This is a genomic window from Telluria sp. PB2R4 (assembly GCF_059685695.1).
In genome coordinates this window covers 468,242-485,676 of sequence record NZ_JCASIC010000003.1, presented here as the reverse complement: position 1 = coordinate 485,676, position 17,435 = coordinate 468,242, and the positions used below count along the sequence as shown (strand labels likewise).

The window sequence follows — 17,435 nt, the reverse complement described above, 5'->3', positions numbered from 1 at the left end:
AGCACTCATGCAACTTAATTCTTCTGAAATCAGCGAACTGATCAAGAGCCGCATCCAGGGCCTGGAAGGTTCGGCTGAAGTTCGCAATCAAGGCACGGTGATCTCCGTCGCCGACGGTATCTGCCGCATCCATGGTCTGTCGGACGTGATGCAGGGCGAGATGCTGGAATTCCCTGGCAACACCTTCGGCCTGGCGATGAACCTCGAGCGCGACTCGGTCGGCGCCGTCATCCTGGGCGCCTACGAGCACATCTCGGAAGGCGACACCGTCAAGACCACCGGCCGCATTCTCGAAGTGCCGATCGGTCCTGAACTGCGTGGCCGCGTCGTCAACGCACTGGGCCAGCCGATCGACGGCAAGGGTCCGGTCAACGCCCAGCTGACCGCCCCGATCGAAAAGATCGCCCCGGGCGTCATCGCCCGTGAATCGGTCTCGCAGCCAATGCAGACCGGCATCAAGTCGATCGACGCGATGGTGCCGATCGGCCGTGGCCAGCGCGAGCTGATCATTGGCGACCGCCAGACCGGTAAATCGGCTGTTGCTGTCGACGCGATCATCAACCAGAAGGGCCAGGGCGTCACCTGCGTGTACGTCGCAATCGGCCAGAAGGCCTCGACCATCAAGAACATCGTGCGCTCGCTGGAAACCCACGGCGCGATGGAGTACACCATTGTTGTTGCCGCTTCCGCATCGGAATCGGCTGCGATGCAGTACATCTCGGCCTACTCGGGCTGCGCGATGGGCGAATACTTCCGCGACCGCGGCGAAGACGCGCTGATCGTGTATGACGACCTGTCGAAGCAGGCAGTTGCCTACCGCCAGATTTCCCTGCTGCTGCGCCGCCCACCGGGCCGCGAAGCCTACCCGGGCGACGTGTTCTACCTGCACAGCCGCCTGCTCGAGCGCGCAGCACGCGTGAACGCCGACTACGTGTCGAAGTTCACCAACGGCGCCGTCACCGGCAAGACCGGTTCGCTGACCGCACTGCCGATCATCGAAACCCAGGCCGGCGACGTCTCGGCCTTCGTGCCGACCAACGTGATTTCGATTACCGACGGCCAGATCTTCCTGGAGACCTCGCTGTTCAACGCCGGTATCCGTCCTGCGATCAACGCCGGTATCTCGGTGTCGCGCGTCGGTGGTGCAGCCCAGACCAAGGTCATCAAGGGCCTGTCGGGCGGTATCCGTACCGACCTGGCGCAGTACCGTGAACTGGCTGCGTTCGCGCAGTTCGCATCGGACCTGGACGAATCGACCCGCAAGCAGCTGGACCGCGGCGCGCGCGTGACCGAACTGCTGAAGCAGCCGCAGTTCTCGCCACTGTCGACCTCGCTGATGGCCGCATCGCTGTTCGCCGTCAACAAGGGCTACCTGGACGACATCGAAGTCAAGAAAGTGCTCCCGTTCGAACACGGTCTGCACAACTTCCTGAAGTCGAGCCACGCTGCGCTGCTGTCGAAGATCGACGAAACCAAGCAACTGGACAAGGACGGCGAAGCTGCACTGGCCGCCGCCATTGCTGATTTCAAAAAATCCGGCGCATATTAATCAATGGGCCGGCGTCGTGTGAGCACGGCGCCGGTGCGCGGAAGGAGTAAGGACTCATGGCAGCAGGCAAAGAGATTCGTGGCAAGATCAAGAGCGTAGAGAATACGAAGAAGATCACCAAGGCGATGGAAATGGTCGCCGCATCGAAAATGCGCAAGGCGCAGGATCGCATGCGCGCCGCCCGCCCGTACAGTGAGAAGGTTCGTAGCATCACCGCCAATCTGGCCGGCGCAAATCCGGAGTACACGCACGCATTCATGGCGCAAGCCAGGAATGTGTCGGCAAAGGCTGTGGGTTTCATCGTCGTCACGACCGACAAGGGTCTGTGCGGCGGCATGAACACCAACGTCCTGCGCCAGGTAACGCAGAAGGCGCGCGAGCAGGAACAGGCGGGCAACCGCGTCGAGGCAGTTGCCATTGGCAACAAGGGCCTCGGTTTCCTGAACCGTCTGGGCATGAAGCTGGTGTCGCAAGCCACCCAGCTCGGCGACACCCCGCACCTGGACAAGCTGATCGGACCGGTCAAAGTGATGCTGGACGCGTACCAGGAAGGCAAGCTCGATGCTGTCTACCTGTGCTACACCAAGTTCATCAACACGATGAAGCAGGAACCGATGGTCGAGCAGCTGCTCCCGCTGCCGGCAAAGCACCTGGAAAAGGATGCCGGCGGTATCAGCTGGGACTACATCTACGAACCGGAAGCACAGGTCGTCATCGACGAACTGCTGGTACGTTACGTGGAAGCGCTGGTGTACCAGGCCGTGGCGGAAAACCTGGCGTCCGAGCAATCGGCACGCATGGTTGCGATGAAAGCTGCGAGCGATAACGCCGGCAGTGTCATCAGCGACCTGAAGCTGGTCTACAACAAGACCCGCCAGGCAGCGATTACCAAAGAACTCTCCGAGATCGTTTCTGGTGCGGCAGCTGTTTAACGCTGCACCGTCCGATCAACAGTAAAAGAATTTAACTATATATCTGAAGGAACGAACATGGCTGATGGCAAAATCGTTCAGTGTATCGGCGCAGTGGTTGACGTGGAATTCCCACGTAACGCCATGCCGAAAGTGTACGACGCACTGAAAATGGAAGGCTCGGATCTGACCCTGGAAGTCCAGCAGCAGCTGGGCGACGGCGTGGTCCGTACCATTGCTCTGGGCAGCTCGGACGGCATGCGTCGCGGCATGATCATCCAGAACACCGGCGCACCGATCATGGTCCCGGTCGGCACCCCGACCCTGGGCCGCATCATGGACGTGCTGGGCAACCCGATCGACGAATGCGGTCCGGTCAGCCACGAGCGCATGGCGTCGATCCACCGCGATGCACCGGCCTACGACGAACTGTCGCCATCGACCGACCTGCTGGAAACCGGCATCAAGGTGATCGACCTGGTCTGCCCGTTCGCCAAAGGCGGTAAAGTCGGCCTGTTCGGCGGCGCCGGTGTCGGCAAGACCGTCAACATGATGGAACTGATCAACAACATCGCCAAAGCGCACTCGGGCCTGTCCGTGTTCGCCGGCGTGGGTGAGCGTACCCGTGAAGGTAACGACTTCTACCACGAGATGGCCGATGCAAAAGTCGTCGACCTGGAAAACCCTGCCAACTCGAAAGTGGCAATGGTCTACGGTCAGATGAACGAACCACCAGGCAACCGTCTGCGCGTCGCGCTGACCGGCCTGACGATGGCGGAAGCCTTCCGTGACGAAGGCAAGGACGTTCTGTTCTTCGTCGACAACATCTACCGCTACACCCTGGCCGGTACCGAAGTGTCGGCACTGCTGGGCCGTATGCCGTCGGCGGTGGGCTACCAGCCGACGCTGGCCGAAGAAATGGGCCGTCTGCAAGAGCGCATCACCTCGACCAAGACCGGTTCGATCACCTCGATCCAGGCCGTCTACGTCCCTGCGGATGACTTGACCGACCCGTCGCCAGCCACCACCTTCGCCCACCTCGACTCGACCGTCGTTCTGTCGCGTGACATCGCTTCGCTGGGTATCTACCCGGCAGTCGATCCGCTCGACTCGACCTCGCGCCAGCTGGATCCGCTGGTCGTCGGTGAAGAGCACTACAACACCGCGCGCGCCGTGCAGAACACCCTGCAGCGCTACAAGGAACTGCGTGACATCATCGCGATTCTGGGCATGGACGAACTGGCGCCGGAAGACAAGCTGGTCGTCGCTCGCGCCCGTAAGATGCAGCGTTTCCTGTCGCAGCCGTTCCACGTCGCTGAAGTCTTCACCGGCGCACCAGGCAAGTATGTTTCGCTGAAAGACACGATCAAGGGCTTCAAGATGATCGCATCGGGCGAGCTGGACCACCTGCCGGAGCAGGCCTTCTACATGGTCGGCACCATCGAAGAAGCCATCGAGAAAGCCAAGAAACTGGCTGCTGGCTAAGTCGGCTTCTGCAATAAGGGATACACATGGCAAACACTATGCAAGTGGACGTGGTCTCGGCCGAAGAGCAGATCTTCTCGGGCCTGGCCGAATTCGTCGCGTTGCCGGGTGAAGCGGGTGAGCTGGGTATCTACCCGAAGCACACCCCGCTGATCACGCGCATCCGCCCGGGTGCTGTACGGATCCAGAAGGCTGGCGGTGGCGACGAGTTCGTCTTCGTCGCCGGCGGTATCCTCGAAGTGCAGCCGAACGGCGTGACCGTGCTGGCCGACACCGCCATCCGCGGTAGCGACCTGGACGAAGCGAAGGCACTGGAAGCGAAGAAGCAGGCCGAAGAGCTGATGCTGAACAAGGAATCGAAGATCGACTACGCGAAAGCCCAGGCCGAAATGGCCGCGGCGATTGCGCAGCTGGCGGCGATCCAGAGGCTGCGTTCGAAAGGACGCTGATTCAAAGCATCCGCATCTGCGGAACCAAGAAGGCAGCCTGCGGGCTGCCTTTTTTATTGGTACTTGTTTTGCCGCAAGTTTTGCTGTCCACGAATGCAGCGCACAGTTAGCTGGCGCACGGGTGCGCCAGCTTTTCCGGCATAGTATGGTCTCTTCCAGCATGAGATATCGTCGGGCCGGATTATGGCAAGCTCTCCAGAACACCGCGAACAGCACGAACAGCACGAAGGGCCGGCGGCATCGCCCTTCGGCCAGACCCTGTACCGCTTCCTCTTCTTCGACTGGCTGTTCCGCGACGTCAGCGCCGCACGCAACCTGTTCGAGCGCCATGCCGCGCGCGAGCACAACCGGCGCATGAGCCGCTACCTGCCGGTCTATATGCGGCGCTGGTCGGTGCTGGCCACCTTCGACTTTGCCCTCGGCTTCCTGTTCGAGCGCGTGCTGTCGGCCACCATGCTGTCGGCCCTGTTTTTCACGGGAACCTGCGTGACCATCACCGGCGTCGTCGTGATGACGGTGCTCTGGTTGCTGCTCGCCGCCCGCCTGCCTTGACGGCCCGGGGGCCGTCCCGTTCGCCCCCGGATAGCCACCACTCGACCCATCCGAATGACCACTGATCGGCTGCCGATTGCGGCAGGACCGGCAGCGTAAGTACAGTCACGGCACTCCACAACAACAAGGAATGCCGACCATGTTCATCCGTACCGCCATCTGCACCGCCGCGCTGCTCCTGTGCGCCCCGCAGGCCTCGTTCGCTGCCGATACCGCCCAGAACCGGCCGCTCACCAAGCGCGCCCTCGACGACCTGTCCTTCCGCCTGCACGCGACCGTCGCCCCCTACTTCCCTTCCGAGGCGCCCGGCGGGGTGGTCCTGGTGGTCAGGGACGGCCAGACCATTTTGCGCCGTGCCTATGGCATGGCCGACACCACGAAGGGCTTGAAGATGGCGCCCGACATGGTGCTGCGTATCGGCTCGATGACCAAGCAGTTCACCGCCGCCGGCATCCTGCTGCTGGCGGACGAGGGCAAGCTGTCGGTCGAGGACGAGATCACCAAGTACCTGCCGGACTACCCGACCCAGGGCAAGAAGATCACCATCGAGCACCTGCTGACCCATACGTCGGGCATCGTCAGCTACACCGGCAAGCCGGGCTTCGCGCAGCGCGCTCCCCAGGACATCACGGTGGCTGCCCAGATCGAGTCGTTCAAGAACGACCCGCTGCAATTCGAGCCGGGCAGCACCTGGCGCTACAACAACTCGGGCTACTACCTGCTCGGCGCCATCATCGAAAAGGTCTCCGGCCTGCCTTACCACCAGTTCGTCGAGCAGCGCATCTTCGTGCCCCTCCGGATGGACCATACCGCCTACGAAGGCCATGAGCGTGGCAAGTGGCCGAGCGCCGCCGGTCACTCTCCGGCAGAGAAGGGTTTTGGTGCGGCCCGGCCGCTCGGCAAGAACCAGTCGTATGCCAGCGGCGAACTGGTGTCGACCGTGGACGACCTGGCGAAGTGGGATGCGGCGGTCGGCAAACGGCTGCTGAAACCGGCCACCTGGCAGCGCGCCTTCACCTCTTACCGGCTGGCGGACGGCAAGGACAGCAACTACGGCTATGGCTGGGAGATGACGCTGCTCCAGGGCGAGCCGACGGTCGGCCACAGCGGCTCGACCCGCGGCTTCCGCTCCTACGGCCTGCGCGTGCCCGGCAAAGGCGTGTATGTGGCGGTGCTGACCAACGGCGACGCAGGCATGGTGGTGCCGGACGTGGTGGCGCGCAGGGCGGCGGCGGTCGCCATCGGCAAGCCGCTGCCGGAGTTCAGGGAGGTGGCGCTGGACGCGGCCAGCCTCGATGCGGTGGCGGGCGTCTACACGCTGGACAAGGACACGCAGCGCGTGTTCCGCCGCGACGGCGACTTCCTGTCGATGCAGCGCAGCGGACGCGGGCCGCTGGTGTTGAAGGCGATGTCGGCCAACGAGTTCTTCGTGCCGGATACGGCGGACTGGTTCACGTTCCAGCGCGACGGCGCAGGGAAGGTAACAGGCGTCACGTATAACCAGGACGGCAGGGCGCTGGCCCACGTACGCAGCGGCGAGGCGCCGCCGCCGCGGATCGTGGCCAGGATCGCGGATGCGGCCTTCGATGCCCATGTCGGCCGCTACGAGATGCAGCCCGGGATGGTGCTGGAAGTGCAGCGCGACGGCAGCCGCTACTTCGTGCAGCCGACCGGCCAGCGCCGGCTCGAGATCTTCCCGCTGAGCGAGACCCGCTTCTTTGGGCGCGATGTTGATGCCGAGCTCAGTTTCGAGGGGCAAAGCCTGCAGTTCAAGCAGGGCAGCCGCAACTTCACGGCCCGCCGGATGTAATCTTTGAACTGGATTACCCGTAGGGTGGGCGGGTTCCCCGCCCACGCGTTCAGACCACGCAAGATCTGCCCGTGCGTTGCTTCAGCCGCTAACGATCACCGCGTGGGCGGGAGACCCGCCCACCCTACGAAAACCGCGGCTGATCATTGTGATCTGGCCTGCTCGCCCGCCAGCCGCAACGCCACCTTGTGCCGGAACCAGTCCTCCTTCACGTAGCGGTACAGGTTCGCGCCCGGGCACACGGTCTTGTCGGAGTGGTCGCGGTGGCTGCGGATAGCGTCCAGCGACACCTGGTACTTCGCCGCCAGCAGCGCCATCAGGTCGACCACGGCCTCCAGCTGCTGCTGGTTCGGCTCCACTTCCTCGAAGTTGCCGACCACCTCGATCAGGGCGTGGCCCGCCGGGTCGTAGTCGGTATTGGTGTCGCCCGCATAGTCGATGTTGCGCGCCTCGTAGATGCGGCCGTCCAGGTCGATGACGTAATGGTAGGGAATGTCGAGCCAGCCCTTGCTGCTGCGCGACCACGATTGCAGGCGCCGCAGGTAGGCCTGCGGATCGGTGCCGGGCTTGAACGGCTCGCCCTGGTGGTGCAGGGTGATCTGGCTGATGCTGTGGCGGCGCGCCTTGCCCGCATCGGCCGGGGTGCCGCCCCAGGCGGCGACGGGGACGATGGTGCGTTCGACCGCCGCCAGCGGTTCGGCCGCGTGGGCAGGCATGGCCAGGGCGAGGGCCGTGAAACAGGAGAGGGCAAAGAGGCGCATGGCTGGCTCGCAGTAGAGAACAGCCCGCATCTTTTCACGTTTGTGCCCGCGACGCCAGCAGTGATGCAAATCTGATAAGCTTAAGACCGACCCCTGAACCCATCGAATCCATCATGAGAAGCATTGCCCAGATCCTCGCCGACAGCAAGACCATCGCCATCGTCGGCCTGTCGAACAAGCCCGACCGCGCCAGCCACGAGGTGGCCGCCTACCTGCAGGAGCACGGCTACCGCATCGTGCCGGTCAACCCGAGCTACGCCGGCGAGAGCATCCTGGGCGAAACCGTGCATGCCACCTTGCCGGAGGCGGCCGACGCCCTTGCCGGCAGCGGCCAGCGGATCGACATCGTCGACTGCTTCCGCAAATCCGAAGACATCCCGCCGATCGCGCGCGATGCGATCGCGGTGCGCGCCGGCTGCCTGTGGATGCAGCTCGACATCGAGAACCAGGCCGCCGCCGACCTGGCGCGCGCCGCCGGCCTCGACGTGGTCATGAACCACTGCATCAAGATCGCGCACCGCAGCCTGAACGGCTAATGAACGGTTGAGGACTCCCGCCCGGTGACGTTGACGGGGATGCCTGCGTTACAATCGTGGCATTACAACCCGAGGGATATCCCCGCCATGTCCAAGACCACCGCCTTGCTGTTCGCCTCCCTTGCCGCAGCGGGCATAGCCCTGCCTGCCGCCGCGCAAACCGCCGCCGCGCCGGCCGCACCCACCGCCGCGCGCATGCCGGATGGCCGTACCCCTGCCAGCTGCCCCGCCATCCTCAAGCAGAACTTCAAGCGCCTGCAGGACGACGCGCCGCAGGACTTGTGCCAGTACGCCGGCAAGGTGGTGCTGGTCGTGAACACGGCCAGCTACTGCGGCTTCACCAAGCAGTATGAAGGGCTGGAGAAGCTGAATGCGAAATACGGCGGGCGCGGCCTGGTGGTGCTGGGCTTCCCGTCGAATGACTTCAACAAGCAGGAGCCGGGTACCTCGAAAGAGATCGCCGACTTCTGCTTCAACACCTACGGTGTGAAGTTCCCGATGTTCGCCAAGAGCGTGGTCACCGGCCCGGACGCCAATCCGCTGCACGCCAGCCTGACCAAGGCCACCGGCCAGGCGCCGAAGTGGAACTTCACCAAGTACCTGATCGGCCGCGACGGCAAGGTGCTGCAACACTTCCCGAGCAAGGTGACGCCGGAAGACCCGGCCCTGGTCGGCAAGATCGAGCAGGCGCTCGCTCCCTGATCAGTCGAGTTGCAGCACTGCGCGCAGCGGCCCGCGCAGGGCATTGCACACTACCAGGTCATCCGCCTCCGCCAGCATCTCGCGCGTGATCACGTGCTCGCTGGCGTTCCAGGCGGGCGCACCCAGCATGACGGCGCGCATCACGCCCGGCAGCAGGCCGCTGGACAGGGGTGGCGTGTACCACGCGCCGCCGAACCGCACGAACACATTGCTGCGTCCCCCCTCGGTCAGTTCCCCGCGCTCGTTGAAGAACAGGGCGTCGAATGCGCCTTGCGCCTCGGCGGCGCGCCAGGCCGCGTCGTAGCGGGCCCGCACGTTCGTCTTGTGGCGCAGGAACAGGTCGCCCGAATGCGTCGTTTCCTGCGCCAGCACCACCACCACCGGTTCATGCAGGGGCGCCAGCGGCGCCGCCGTCACCACCTGCGCGCCGCCGGGTCCCACCGACAGGCGCAGCCGGTGCAGCTGGCCAGGGGGCAGGGCCAGGCAGGCATCGTTCAGTGCCGCGCGCGCGGCGCCATAGTCGAACGGGGTACCGAAGAAGCGGCAGGAGGCGGCCAGGCGGTCGAGGTGCTGTTCGACGTGGCGGCAGCCGTCGTCCCGGCTGGCCCGCAGGGTCTCGAAGAGTTCGAGCTCGTTCGTCAAGCCGGTGAGGAAGCCTGCCTTCAGCCGGCATTCGGCGTATTCGGACGCTGCGTCGCTGTCGTACACGATGCCGGCGCCCACGCCCAGTTCGCCCTGGCGGGTGCCGCCCTGCGGGCTGCCCAGGGCCAGGGTGCGGATCGGGACCGACAGGCAAAAATTGCCGAAACCCGCGCCGATGGCCTGGCCCGGCGGCGGCGGGTCGAACCAGCCGATCGCACCGGTATAGATGCCGCGCGCCGCCGGCTCCAGTTCGTGGATGATTTCCATCGTGCGGCGCTTGGGCGCGCCGGTGATCGAGCCACACGGGTAGAGCGCGGAGAAGATCTCCTCGAGCGTGACCTTGTCGCGCAGGCGCGCCTGCACGGTCGAGGTCATCTGCAGCACGCCGCCGTAGCGCGTCACGTCGAACAGCGCGGGCACCGCGACGCTGCCGGTACTGGCTACCCGTCCCAGGTCGTTGCGCAGCAGGTCGACGATCATCAGGTTCTCGGCGCGGTTCTTGGTGTCGAGCGACAGCGCGGTGGAACGCTCGGCGTCGACCGCATCGTCGCCGCTCGCCGGCGCCGTGCCTTTCATGGGGCGCGCCAGCAGAACGCCGTTATCGTGGCGCACGAACAGCTCGGGCGAAAAGGAGAGCACGGCGCCGCCGTCGGGCAGGGCCACCAGGGCGCCGTAGGGCACGCGCTGGCGCGCCCGCAGCCGCGCATACAGCTTGTGCAGCGAGCCGTAGCTCTCGAAGCGCAGGCGGTAGGTGTAGTTGACCTGGTAGGTGTCGCCGGCGGCGATGTAGTCGCGGATGCGGCCGATCGCTTCGGTGAAGGCGGCTTCGTCGACATTGGCCGTGATGCCGGCCACGCCCGCCGGCTCATCAAGCGGCGCGCGGGTGGCGATCCAGGCCTCGACCTGGGCCGCTTGGAGCTGCTCGCACTGTTCGAACAGCAGCACCTGCGCCAGCGGTCCAGCGAGGGGATGCGCCGGCACGCCCTGTAGCTGCGCGCCAAGCTCGTAGGTCAGGAGCGGCACCGCGTACAGGCCGCGCCCCAGCGCGTCCTGCATGTCGCGCAGCAGCTGCGGCCACTTGGTGACGTCGTCGCAGCGCAGCGTGCCGGCGTGGCGGCTGTACAGGCGCGAACGGGCTTCCTCGGCAGCGCCGGCGTCGTCGAGCAACGCGAAGACTTCCTGGGTGTCCATGATCGGTCCGGGTGCCGCTATGCGGCCAGCAGCAGCGACAGCTGCAGGGCCGTGCCCTCCGCCGGGTTGTGCCTGAAGCCGCTCTTGGCGTAGCGGTGCCAGCGCCCGGTCACGTAGCTCACCAGCAGGCCGGCGCGCGCCGCCACGTCGGTCTCGAGGCCGTGGCCCTGGGTGACCGCGACCCGCAACGCGCCCTTGAACGCCAGCTCGACCTTGTCGTAGAAGCCGTTCATGCGCAGCTGCAGGCGTTCGTCCTCGCCCACCAGCGCGTCGCCGATCAGCACCCGGGTCATGCCCGGATTATTGCTCGCGAAGGACAGCAGCATCTGCAGGATCGCGTGCGCCTGGTGCACGCCGTCTTCCTCGCGTTCGGTGATCTGGTTGATCAGGCCGAACACGCTGGACTCGATGAACTCGATCAGGCCTTCGTACATCTGCGCCTTGCTGGCGAAGTGGCGGTACAAAGCCGCCTCGGATACCGCCAGGTGCGCCGCCAGCGCCGCCGTGGTGATCTTGTCGCCCTTGGGCTGTTCGAGCATCGAGGCCAGGGCCTGGAGGATTTGCAGCTTGCGCTGGCCTGGCTTGGTGCTTGCCATAGGATCCCTAGAAAGTGTTATTCGTTTTATCGCAACCGGTGCAGGCGTGCGGGAAGTTGCCGCACGGATTTTACTTTGACATCGACATAACCGGGGCGTTTCAGGGTCCGCGGCAAGGGAGCTCGTCCGATCGGGTCGCTCATGCGCAGGTATTGCGTCACCCACACGGTACGCAGCCCGAGGCGGCTGGCGCTTTTCAGGTTGGCCAGCGTGTCCTCGACCAGGATGCAGCGGCGCGCCGCCACGCCGTGCTTGCGCAGCAGGCGGCGCAGCATCAGGCTCGATGGCTTGGGCCGCAATTGCCGGTGCACGTGCATGTGTTCGATCGCGACATGGTGCGCGAAGTGCCGGCTCAGGCCCAGGTGGCGCATCACGTCCGTCGAGTAGCGCGTCGGCGCATTGGTAAGCAGAATCTTGCGGCCCGGCAGGCGGCGCAGCAGCGTGCCCAGGCCTTTTTCGGCGCGCACCAGCTTCTCCAGGGCGCCGAGGTCGTGGGTAATGTGCAGGAAGTCGGCGGCGCACACGCCATGGTGGCGGATCATGCCGAGCAGGGTGGCGCCGTAGCGCTTCCAGTAGCCCAGGCGCGCGGCGTCGACGATGTCCTGGCTGGCCGGCGTGTCGCCGTCCCCGAGCACGCGCGCGATGTAGGTGTTCATGTTCGCGCTGATTGCCGGAAAGATCGCGTGAGATGCGTCATGCAGGGTGTTGTCGAGATCAAACAGCCAGACGGGAGAACCGGGGTTATGATTTGGCACGGTTTTGAAAGGGAGAATTAAATGCAGCGACGTCCGATTATAGTGGTGTTCCTCAGCTTGTTCTTGTTGGCCTTCCAGGCGCTGGCTGCGGACCTCGCGGCAGCCCGCGGCGCCTTGTTCAAGGTCAGCGACAAGGACAATGCGCTCTACCTGTATGGCACCATGCACGTCGGACGCGCCGACTTCTATCCCCTCGAACCGCGCATCGGGGCGGCGCTGGCGGCCGCACCCACGCTGGTGCTGGAAATCGACATGGCGGGCAACCCTGCCGCCATCGCGGCCGCCGTCCAGCAGCATGGCATGTTCCCGCCCGGCAGCCCGGGCTACGCCGTCCTGGCGCCGGAGCGCCGCCAGCGCATCGAAGCGGCGCTCAGGAAGCAGGGACTCGAGCCGGCCGCCGTGGCGCAGCTCAAGCCCTGGATGCTGGTGACGATGCTCGCCGTGTTCGATACCGTCAAGCTGGGCTACGATCCGGCGCTCGGCGTCGACAACCACCTCGCCACGCTGGCGCGCAAGGGCAAGACCCGCATCGCCGAGCTCGAGACGATGCAGTACCAGGCCGCACTGCTGAACCGCTTGCCGATTGAGGAACAATGGCGCCTGCTGGAAGAAACCCTGGAGAACATGGCCTCGGGCCGCCAGCTGCGCGAGACGCGCGAGATGCTGGAGGCCTACGAGCGCGCCGACCAGCGTGCGCTGGACAGCCTCATGCAACGGGTGGAAACCGACGACAGCTTGAGCGGCAAGTTCATGCGCGACATCCTGCTCGACGAGCGCAACGGACCGATGGCGGACAAGGTGGCTGCGCTGCTGGCGCGCGAGAACAATGCGGTGGTGGCGGTGGGCCTGCTGCACCTGCTGGGACAACGCGGATTGCCCGAGCTGCTGCGCAAGCGCGGCATCAAGGTGGAGCGAATCTACTAGGAAGTAATGCGGGGGAGGTACTGCGGGAGGGAAGTGGTGCCCTTGACGTGGATTGAACACGTGGCCTCTCCCTTACCAAGGGAGTGCTCTACCACTGAGCTACAAGGGCATCCGTCATCTCTGTGGCGGAGTTTCCCGCCACAAAAAATCAGTGAGACCGGATCATAGTGCCAAATGCCTGTTCGGTCAAGACTTCCAGCAACAAACTGTGTTCGATGCGGCCGTCGATGATGTGGACCGTATTCACGCCCGACTTCGCGGCGTCCAGCGCCGACGAGATTTTCGGCAGCATGCCGCCCGAAATCGTGCCGTCTTCGAACATCTCGTCGATTTCGCGCGCCGACAGGTCGGTGACCAGGTTGCCGGCCTTGTCCTGCACGCCGGCGATATTGGTCATCATGATGAGTTTTTCGGCTTTCAGGATCTCGGCGATCTTGCCGGCGACGACGTCGGCATTGATGTTGTAGGCCTGGCCGTCCTGGCCGAAGCCGATCGGCGAAATGATCGGGATGAAGGCGTCGTCCTGCAGCGCCTTGACCACGGCCGGGTTGATTGCTTCGATCTCGCCGACGAAACCGATGTCCAGGAACTCGCCTGGTTTTTCCTTGTCCGGCATGCTCATGCGCCGAGCGCGGATCAGGCCGCCGTCCTTGCCGGTGAGGCCCACAGCCTGGCCGCCATAGTGGTTAATCAGCATCACGATGTCCTGCTGCACTTCGCCGCCCAGCACCCACTCGACCACTTCCATGGTCTCTTCGTCGGTGATGCGCATGCCCTGTACGAAGCTGCCCTGCTTGCCGATCTTCTTGAGCGCGTTGTCGATCTGCGGACCGCCGCCGTGCACCACGACCGGGTTCATGCCCACCAGCTTGAGCAGGATGACGTCGCGTGCGAAGCCGTGCTTCAGGCGTTCGTCGGTCATGGCATTGCCACCGTATTTGATGACGATGGTCTTGCCGTGGAAATTACGGATGTAGGGGAGCGCCTCGGCCAGGATCTGCGCCTTGATCTGCGGAGAGACCTTCGTCAGGTCATTGGGTTGATCGTCGGGATTCAGGCTGCTCACGGTAGCGTTCATGGAGGATCCAAAATAAATGTCGCAAGATTTTAAGGCAACAGCGTAGTACTTGTGCTGATTATATGGCGTTTTGTTGTACTTTATAGACCTGATCCCCACCGTAACGAACCATGAGCACCATTCCAGGCGCGAGCGCCCCATGAGTACCTGCACCCGTTGCGGCGCCGAGTTCGGCTGCGCCATGCTGGATGGCAGTCCTGAACCGTGCTGGTGCACGGCGTTGCCGCCGGCCGTGCCGGTGCCGCAGGAAGCCGCCGGCTGCTGGTGCCCGGCCTGCCTGCGCGCCCATATCGAGGCCGAGCAGGCCAGGCATCGGGGTTCGTAAGCACCTTACGGGCGCTGCGTGCGGAAAAACCGCAGCATCTCCCGGCTCGCATCCGGCCCGCGCCCGTCGGTATAGCTGCCGTGCGAGCGGCCGCCCGACCAGGCATGGCCGGCCCCGTGGACCAGCCAATGCTCGGCGTGCACGGCGCCATCCTCGCGGTGGTGCAGGGTGCGCGTGTAGGCATGGCCGTCCTGCACCCGTCCCGGTTCCACGGCGCTCTGCTGCGCCACCTGGTGCGCACCCTGGGCGATCAGTGCGTCCCCATTCACCGGGTGCACCGTGGTGTCCTGGTCGCCGTGGAACACGATCACCGGCAGCGGGCGTCCGGGCAACTGCGCGGCCACGGCGGACTGCCGGAACTGGCCGTTCATCGCCGCCAGCGCCGAAGGCAGGTCGTGCGCCGATGCGAACGGCAGCCCTGAATGCACGCCAACGGCCGCGTACAGGTCGGGGTAGAGCGTGCCCATGATGGTCGCCATCGCGCCGCCGGCGGACAGGCCCGCCACGTACACCTGTTCCGGGTCGACCGCGTACTGTTCCATCACCGCGCGCGTCATGCCGGCAATGATCGCCGGTTCGCCCTGGTCGCGCTGCTGCTCGACCGCATTGAACCAGTTCCAGCAGCGCTGGGGGTTGGCCGCCTTGCTTTGTGCCGGATACAGCACCAGGCAGGGCGTTTCCTCGGCCAGCTCGTTCATGCCGGTGCCGTTGGCGAAATCTTCCGGATCCTGGGAGCAGCCGTGCAGCATCACCAGCAGCGGCACCGGCGCGCCGGCGTAGCTGCCCGGGATGTAGAGCTTGTAGTCGCGGCTGCCGGCCGGGTTGGTATGGCTGCCGTCGATGAATTTGCCGGGCAGGCCGACCCCGAGTTCTGCCTCGAACGGATCGAACACCATCGCGGGCACCATGCCCACGCTGCGCATCTGGCGCTGGGCTTCGCGTTGCATCGCCGTGACGTTCTTCAGCGTTTCCTGGATGACGGTATCGGCAGCTGCCGGGCCCGTGTGCAGGAACGAGTTCACCGTCGAGCGGGTCGTCGCACGCATCTGTGCCATCAGTTTCTTGTTCAGCTTCATCGGCCCTCCTGTTCGTGCCATGATCGCAATCTCCCCGCACTTGCTTACGGCAGCCTTGCAGCAGTCGAAACAAACCAGGAGCCCGTGCATGGGATAATCTGCGCCCATGCATCCCACTTTCCAGCCTGGCCTTCGCTTCGAATGGCACTACATTGTTCCGGAGCGCGCTACGGTGCCCCAGCTTTACCACGATACCGCGTTTTGCCGCGACATGCCGGACGTACTCGCGACGGGATATCTGGTCGGCATGATGGAACTTGCCTGTCTGCACGGAATGATGCCCTACGTCGATTGGCCGAACGAGCAGAGCCTGGGGACGATGGTGAGCTTCCACCACCTGGCGCCGACGCCGCCGGGCGTGCGCCTGCACATTCGGGGCGAGGTGCTGGAAGTAGCGGGACGGCGCGTGCGCTTCCGGGTCGAAGCCTGGGACGCGCTTGAAAAAGTGTGCGAAGGCGTCCACGAGCGTTGTTTGATCGACACAGCCCGCTTTGCCGACAAGCTGGCGCGCAAGCGCCTTGCGCCGCAATAAGCCGATGCCGAAGGCGCAATTGACCCCTTACCTACATTGCTGCATAGTGGAAAATGTCGTTTTTGAATCCCTTATTGTTGAGTGTGTATGCTGAATTCCCATCGGACTGATCGTGTGTCCGCCGCCGTGCCGCTGGTCGTCGATCTCGACGGCACCCTGACTCTGACCGATACGCTGGTCGAGTCGGTCGTATTGCTGGCCCGCCAGTCGCCATCCAGCCTGCTGCGCCTGCCGTTCTGGCTGCTGCGCGGCCGCGAGACGCTGAAGTCCGAGATCGCCCGCCGCGTCGTGCTGCCGGCGGAGCAGCTGCCTTACCGCGAAGAGCTGCTCGATTACCTGCGCGCCGAAAAAGCGGCCGGGCGCGAGATCGTGCTGGCCACCGCCGCGCACCGCAGCATCGCCGACGGCGTCGCCGCCCACCTCGGCCTGTTCGACCGCGTGCTGGCCACCGACGACACGCGTAACCTGAAGGGCGCGAACAAGCTGGCCGCGATTCGCGACACCGTGGGGCCGGACTTCGCCTATGCCGGCGACAGCCCGGCCGACCTGGCGGTGTGGGAAGGCGCCCAGGCCGCGCTGCTGGTCGGCGCCTCGGACGCGCTGGCGCGCCAGGTGCGCAGCAAGCACGTGGTGGAGAAGGAGTTCGCGCGTCCCGCCGCCGGGCTGGGGGTGTGGCGCAAGGCCCTGCGCATGCACCAGTGGGCCAAGAACGTCCTGCTGTTCGTGCCGATGCTGACCGCGTTCTCGTTCGCGCCCGCCGATATCGCCACCATGCTGCTGGCCTTCCTGTGCTTCTCGCTGGCTGCCTCCGCCACCTACATCGCCAACGACCTGTGGGACCTCGGCAACGACCGCCTGCACCCGCGCAAGCGCCTGCGCCCCTTCGCCAGCGGGGTACTGCCGATTACTTCCGGCGTCGCGGCGGCGGCCGGCCTGCTCATCCTCGCCTTCGGGCTCGCCTTCGCGCTTGTGAACGCCGGCTTCGCCGCCATGCTGCTGGCCTACGTCGTCATGACTACCACCTACAGCTGGAAGCTGAAGGAAAAAGTGCTGGTCGACGTCATGGCGCTGTCGATCCTGTACACCATGCGCATCGTCACCGGCTCGGTGGCGGTGGGCATCCATACCAGCTCCTGGCTGCTGGCCTTCTCGCTGTTCGTCTTCCTCAGCCTGGCGCTGGTCAAGCGCTGCTCCGAACTCAAGTCGCTGCAGGCCAGCGGCGGACTCAAGACGCGCGGGCGCGACTACCATGTGTCCGACCTGGCGGTGCTGTGGCCGATGGGCCTGGCCTCGGCGATGTCGGCGGTGGTCGTGTTCGGCCTGTACATCAATGCGCCCGAGACCCAGGGGCGCTACGCCACCCCCGCGCTGCTGTGGGGCGCGGCGGCGCTGCTGATCTACTGGCTGGGACGCTTGTGGATCAAGACCGGGCGTGATGAAATGGACGACGACCCGGTCCTGTATGCGCTCAAGGACCGCGGCAGCCGGCTGGTCGTGATCGCCATGGGTGCGGTCATGGGCTGCGCCTACTTCTTCGACCTTGCCGCGATCTTCTGATGTC

General features: G+C 64.9%; 18 protein-coding genes and 1 tRNA gene. 12 read left to right on the top strand and 7 right to left on the bottom strand.

Annotated features, from left to right (window positions below):
- Nucleotides 1–7 precede the first annotated feature (7 nt).
- The 6 genes from atpA to AC56LU_RS08300 all read left to right on the top strand — a co-directional run bounded on the left by atpA (nt 8) and on the right by AC56LU_RS08300 (nt 6,756).
- Complete coding sequence (gene atpA, locus AC56LU_RS08325; RefSeq protein WP_497175113.1) at nt 8–1,549, top strand: F0F1 ATP synthase subunit alpha; 1,542 nt, start codon at nt 8–10, stop codon at nt 1,547–1,549.
- 56 nt (nt 1,550–1,605) lie between these two features.
- Nucleotides 1,606–2,481, top strand: coding sequence for a F0F1 ATP synthase subunit gamma (atpG, locus tag AC56LU_RS08320; protein WP_497175112.1), 876 nt, complete (start codon nt 1,606–1,608; stop codon nt 2,479–2,481).
- 57 nt (nt 2,482–2,538) lie between these two features.
- Nucleotides 2,539–3,945 (top strand): F0F1 ATP synthase subunit beta, encoded by a 1,407-nt coding sequence (gene atpD / locus AC56LU_RS08315; protein ID WP_497175111.1) that lies wholly within the window; start codon nt 2,539–2,541, stop codon nt 3,943–3,945.
- A 26-nt stretch (nt 3,946–3,971) separates the two neighbouring features.
- The gene (locus AC56LU_RS08310; RefSeq protein ID WP_497175110.1) at nt 3,972–4,394 is read left to right on the top strand and encodes a F0F1 ATP synthase subunit epsilon; all 423 of its coding nucleotides are present in this window, start codon (nt 3,972–3,974) and stop codon (nt 4,392–4,394) included.
- A 183-nt stretch (nt 4,395–4,577) separates the two neighbouring features.
- Nucleotides 4,578–4,946, top strand: coding sequence for a hypothetical protein (locus tag AC56LU_RS08305; RefSeq protein WP_497175109.1), 369 nt, complete (start codon nt 4,578–4,580; stop codon nt 4,944–4,946).
- Between the two features lie 139 nt (nt 4,947–5,085).
- Complete coding sequence (locus tag AC56LU_RS08300) at nt 5,086–6,756, top strand: serine hydrolase (RefSeq protein WP_497175108.1); 1,671 nt, start codon at nt 5,086–5,088, stop codon at nt 6,754–6,756.
- A gap of 143 nt (nt 6,757–6,899) precedes the next feature.
- On the opposite strand, the gene AC56LU_RS08295 is transcribed toward AC56LU_RS08300, so the two are convergent.
- Nucleotides 6,900–7,517, bottom strand: a complete 618-nt coding sequence (locus tag AC56LU_RS08295) for a peptidoglycan recognition protein family protein (RefSeq protein WP_497175107.1) — start codon at nt 7,515–7,517, stop codon at nt 6,900–6,902.
- Nucleotides 7,518–7,630: 113 nt separating this feature from the next.
- Here AC56LU_RS08295 and AC56LU_RS08290 point away from each other — a divergent pair, with 113 nt between their 5' ends.
- Nucleotides 7,631–8,053: a CoA-binding protein gene (locus AC56LU_RS08290; protein ID WP_497175106.1), complete on the top strand. Its 423-nt coding sequence runs from the start codon at nt 7,631–7,633 to the stop codon at nt 8,051–8,053.
- Between the two features lie 87 nt (nt 8,054–8,140).
- Nucleotides 8,141–8,755 carry a glutathione peroxidase gene (locus tag AC56LU_RS08285; protein WP_497175105.1) on the top strand — a complete coding sequence of 205 codons (615 nt, stop codon included), beginning with the start codon at nt 8,141–8,143 and terminating at the stop codon, nt 8,753–8,755.
- Here AC56LU_RS08285 and AC56LU_RS08280 read toward each other — a convergent pair whose 3' ends face one another.
- The 3 genes from AC56LU_RS08280 to AC56LU_RS08270 are packed head-to-tail and all read right to left on the bottom strand — an operon-like array spanning nt 8,756 to nt 11,939.
- Entirely contained in the window at nt 8,756–10,588 is a 1,833-nt protein-coding gene (locus AC56LU_RS08280; protein ID WP_497175104.1) for a chorismate-binding protein, read from the bottom strand.
- A 17-nt stretch (nt 10,589–10,605) separates the two neighbouring features.
- Nucleotides 10,606–11,184: a nucleoid occlusion factor SlmA gene (slmA, locus tag AC56LU_RS08275; protein WP_497175103.1), complete on the bottom strand. Its 579-nt coding sequence runs from the start codon at nt 11,182–11,184 to the stop codon at nt 10,606–10,608.
- Nucleotides 11,185–11,210: 26 nt separating this feature from the next.
- Complete coding sequence (locus AC56LU_RS08270; RefSeq protein ID WP_497175102.1) at nt 11,211–11,939, bottom strand: HAD-IA family hydrolase; 729 nt, start codon at nt 11,937–11,939, stop codon at nt 11,211–11,213.
- Between the two features lie 21 nt (nt 11,940–11,960).
- On the opposite strand from AC56LU_RS08270, the gene AC56LU_RS08265 reads away from it, so the two are divergent.
- Nucleotides 11,961–12,863: a TraB/GumN family protein gene (locus AC56LU_RS08265; protein ID WP_497175101.1), complete on the top strand. Its 903-nt coding sequence runs from the start codon at nt 11,961–11,963 to the stop codon at nt 12,861–12,863.
- A gap of 34 nt (nt 12,864–12,897) precedes the next feature.
- Here AC56LU_RS08265 and AC56LU_RS08260 read toward each other — a convergent pair.
- Nucleotides 12,898–12,972, bottom strand: a tRNA-Thr gene (locus AC56LU_RS08260).
- 39 nt (nt 12,973–13,011) lie between these two features.
- Nucleotides 13,012–13,941, bottom strand: a complete 930-nt coding sequence (argB, locus tag AC56LU_RS08255) for an acetylglutamate kinase (RefSeq protein WP_497175100.1) — start codon at nt 13,939–13,941, stop codon at nt 13,012–13,014.
- A gap of 139 nt (nt 13,942–14,080) precedes the next feature.
- Here argB and AC56LU_RS08250 point away from each other — a divergent pair, with 139 nt between their 5' ends.
- Nucleotides 14,081–14,266 (top strand): cysteine-rich CWC family protein, encoded by a 186-nt coding sequence (locus AC56LU_RS08250; RefSeq protein ID WP_497175099.1) that lies wholly within the window; start codon nt 14,081–14,083, stop codon nt 14,264–14,266.
- A 5-nt stretch (nt 14,267–14,271) separates the two neighbouring features.
- Here the strand turns inward: AC56LU_RS08250 and AC56LU_RS08245 are convergent, their stop codons facing one another.
- The gene (locus AC56LU_RS08245) at nt 14,272–15,342 is read right to left on the bottom strand and encodes an extracellular catalytic domain type 1 short-chain-length polyhydroxyalkanoate depolymerase (RefSeq protein ID WP_497175141.1); all 1,071 of its coding nucleotides are present in this window, start codon (nt 15,340–15,342) and stop codon (nt 14,272–14,274) included.
- A gap of 106 nt (nt 15,343–15,448) precedes the next feature.
- Between AC56LU_RS08245 and AC56LU_RS08240 the strand changes: the two genes are divergently transcribed.
- Nucleotides 15,449–15,874, top strand: coding sequence for a thioesterase family protein (locus AC56LU_RS08240; protein ID WP_497175098.1), 426 nt, complete (start codon nt 15,449–15,451; stop codon nt 15,872–15,874).
- Between the two features lie 114 nt (nt 15,875–15,988).
- On the top strand, nt 15,989–17,431 hold the full coding sequence (locus AC56LU_RS08235; RefSeq protein WP_497175097.1) for a UbiA family prenyltransferase: 1,443 nt from the start codon (nt 15,989–15,991) through the stop codon (nt 17,429–17,431).
- The last annotated feature ends 4 nt before the right edge of the window (nt 17,432–17,435 follow it).

Excerpts from the sequence above, each read along its gene's own strand:
- atpA (WP_497175113.1), top strand. The coding sequence starts at position 8 with ATGCAACTTAATTCTTCTGAAATCAGCGAACTGATCAAGAGCCGCATC.
- atpG (WP_497175112.1), top strand. The coding sequence starts at position 1,606 with ATGGCAGCAGGCAAAGAGATTCGTGGCAAGATCAAGAGCGTAGAGAAT.
- atpD (WP_497175111.1), top strand. The coding sequence starts at position 2,539 with ATGGCTGATGGCAAAATCGTTCAGTGTATCGGCGCAGTGGTTGACGTG.
- AC56LU_RS08310 (WP_497175110.1), top strand. The coding sequence starts at position 3,972 with ATGGCAAACACTATGCAAGTGGACGTGGTCTCGGCCGAAGAGCAGATC.
- AC56LU_RS08305 (WP_497175109.1), top strand. The coding sequence starts at position 4,578 with ATGGCAAGCTCTCCAGAACACCGCGAACAGCACGAACAGCACGAAGGG.
- AC56LU_RS08300 (WP_497175108.1), top strand. The coding sequence starts at position 5,086 with ATGTTCATCCGTACCGCCATCTGCACCGCCGCGCTGCTCCTGTGCGCC.
- AC56LU_RS08295 (WP_497175107.1), bottom strand. The coding sequence starts at position 7,517 with ATGCGCCTCTTTGCCCTCTCCTGTTTCACGGCCCTCGCCCTGGCCATG.
- AC56LU_RS08290 (WP_497175106.1), top strand. The coding sequence starts at position 7,631 with ATGAGAAGCATTGCCCAGATCCTCGCCGACAGCAAGACCATCGCCATC.
- AC56LU_RS08285 (WP_497175105.1), top strand. The coding sequence starts at position 8,141 with ATGTCCAAGACCACCGCCTTGCTGTTCGCCTCCCTTGCCGCAGCGGGC.
- AC56LU_RS08280 (WP_497175104.1), bottom strand. The coding sequence starts at position 10,588 with ATGGACACCCAGGAAGTCTTCGCGTTGCTCGACGACGCCGGCGCTGCC.
- slmA (WP_497175103.1), bottom strand. The coding sequence starts at position 11,184 with ATGGCAAGCACCAAGCCAGGCCAGCGCAAGCTGCAAATCCTCCAGGCC.
- AC56LU_RS08265 (WP_497175101.1), top strand. The coding sequence starts at position 11,961 with ATGCAGCGACGTCCGATTATAGTGGTGTTCCTCAGCTTGTTCTTGTTG.
- argB (WP_497175100.1), bottom strand. The coding sequence starts at position 13,941 with ATGAACGCTACCGTGAGCAGCCTGAATCCCGACGATCAACCCAATGAC.
- AC56LU_RS08250 (WP_497175099.1), top strand. The coding sequence starts at position 14,081 with ATGAGTACCTGCACCCGTTGCGGCGCCGAGTTCGGCTGCGCCATGCTG.
- AC56LU_RS08245 (WP_497175141.1), bottom strand. The coding sequence starts at position 15,342 with ATGAAGCTGAACAAGAAACTGATGGCACAGATGCGTGCGACGACCCGC.
- AC56LU_RS08240 (WP_497175098.1), top strand. The coding sequence starts at position 15,449 with ATGCATCCCACTTTCCAGCCTGGCCTTCGCTTCGAATGGCACTACATT.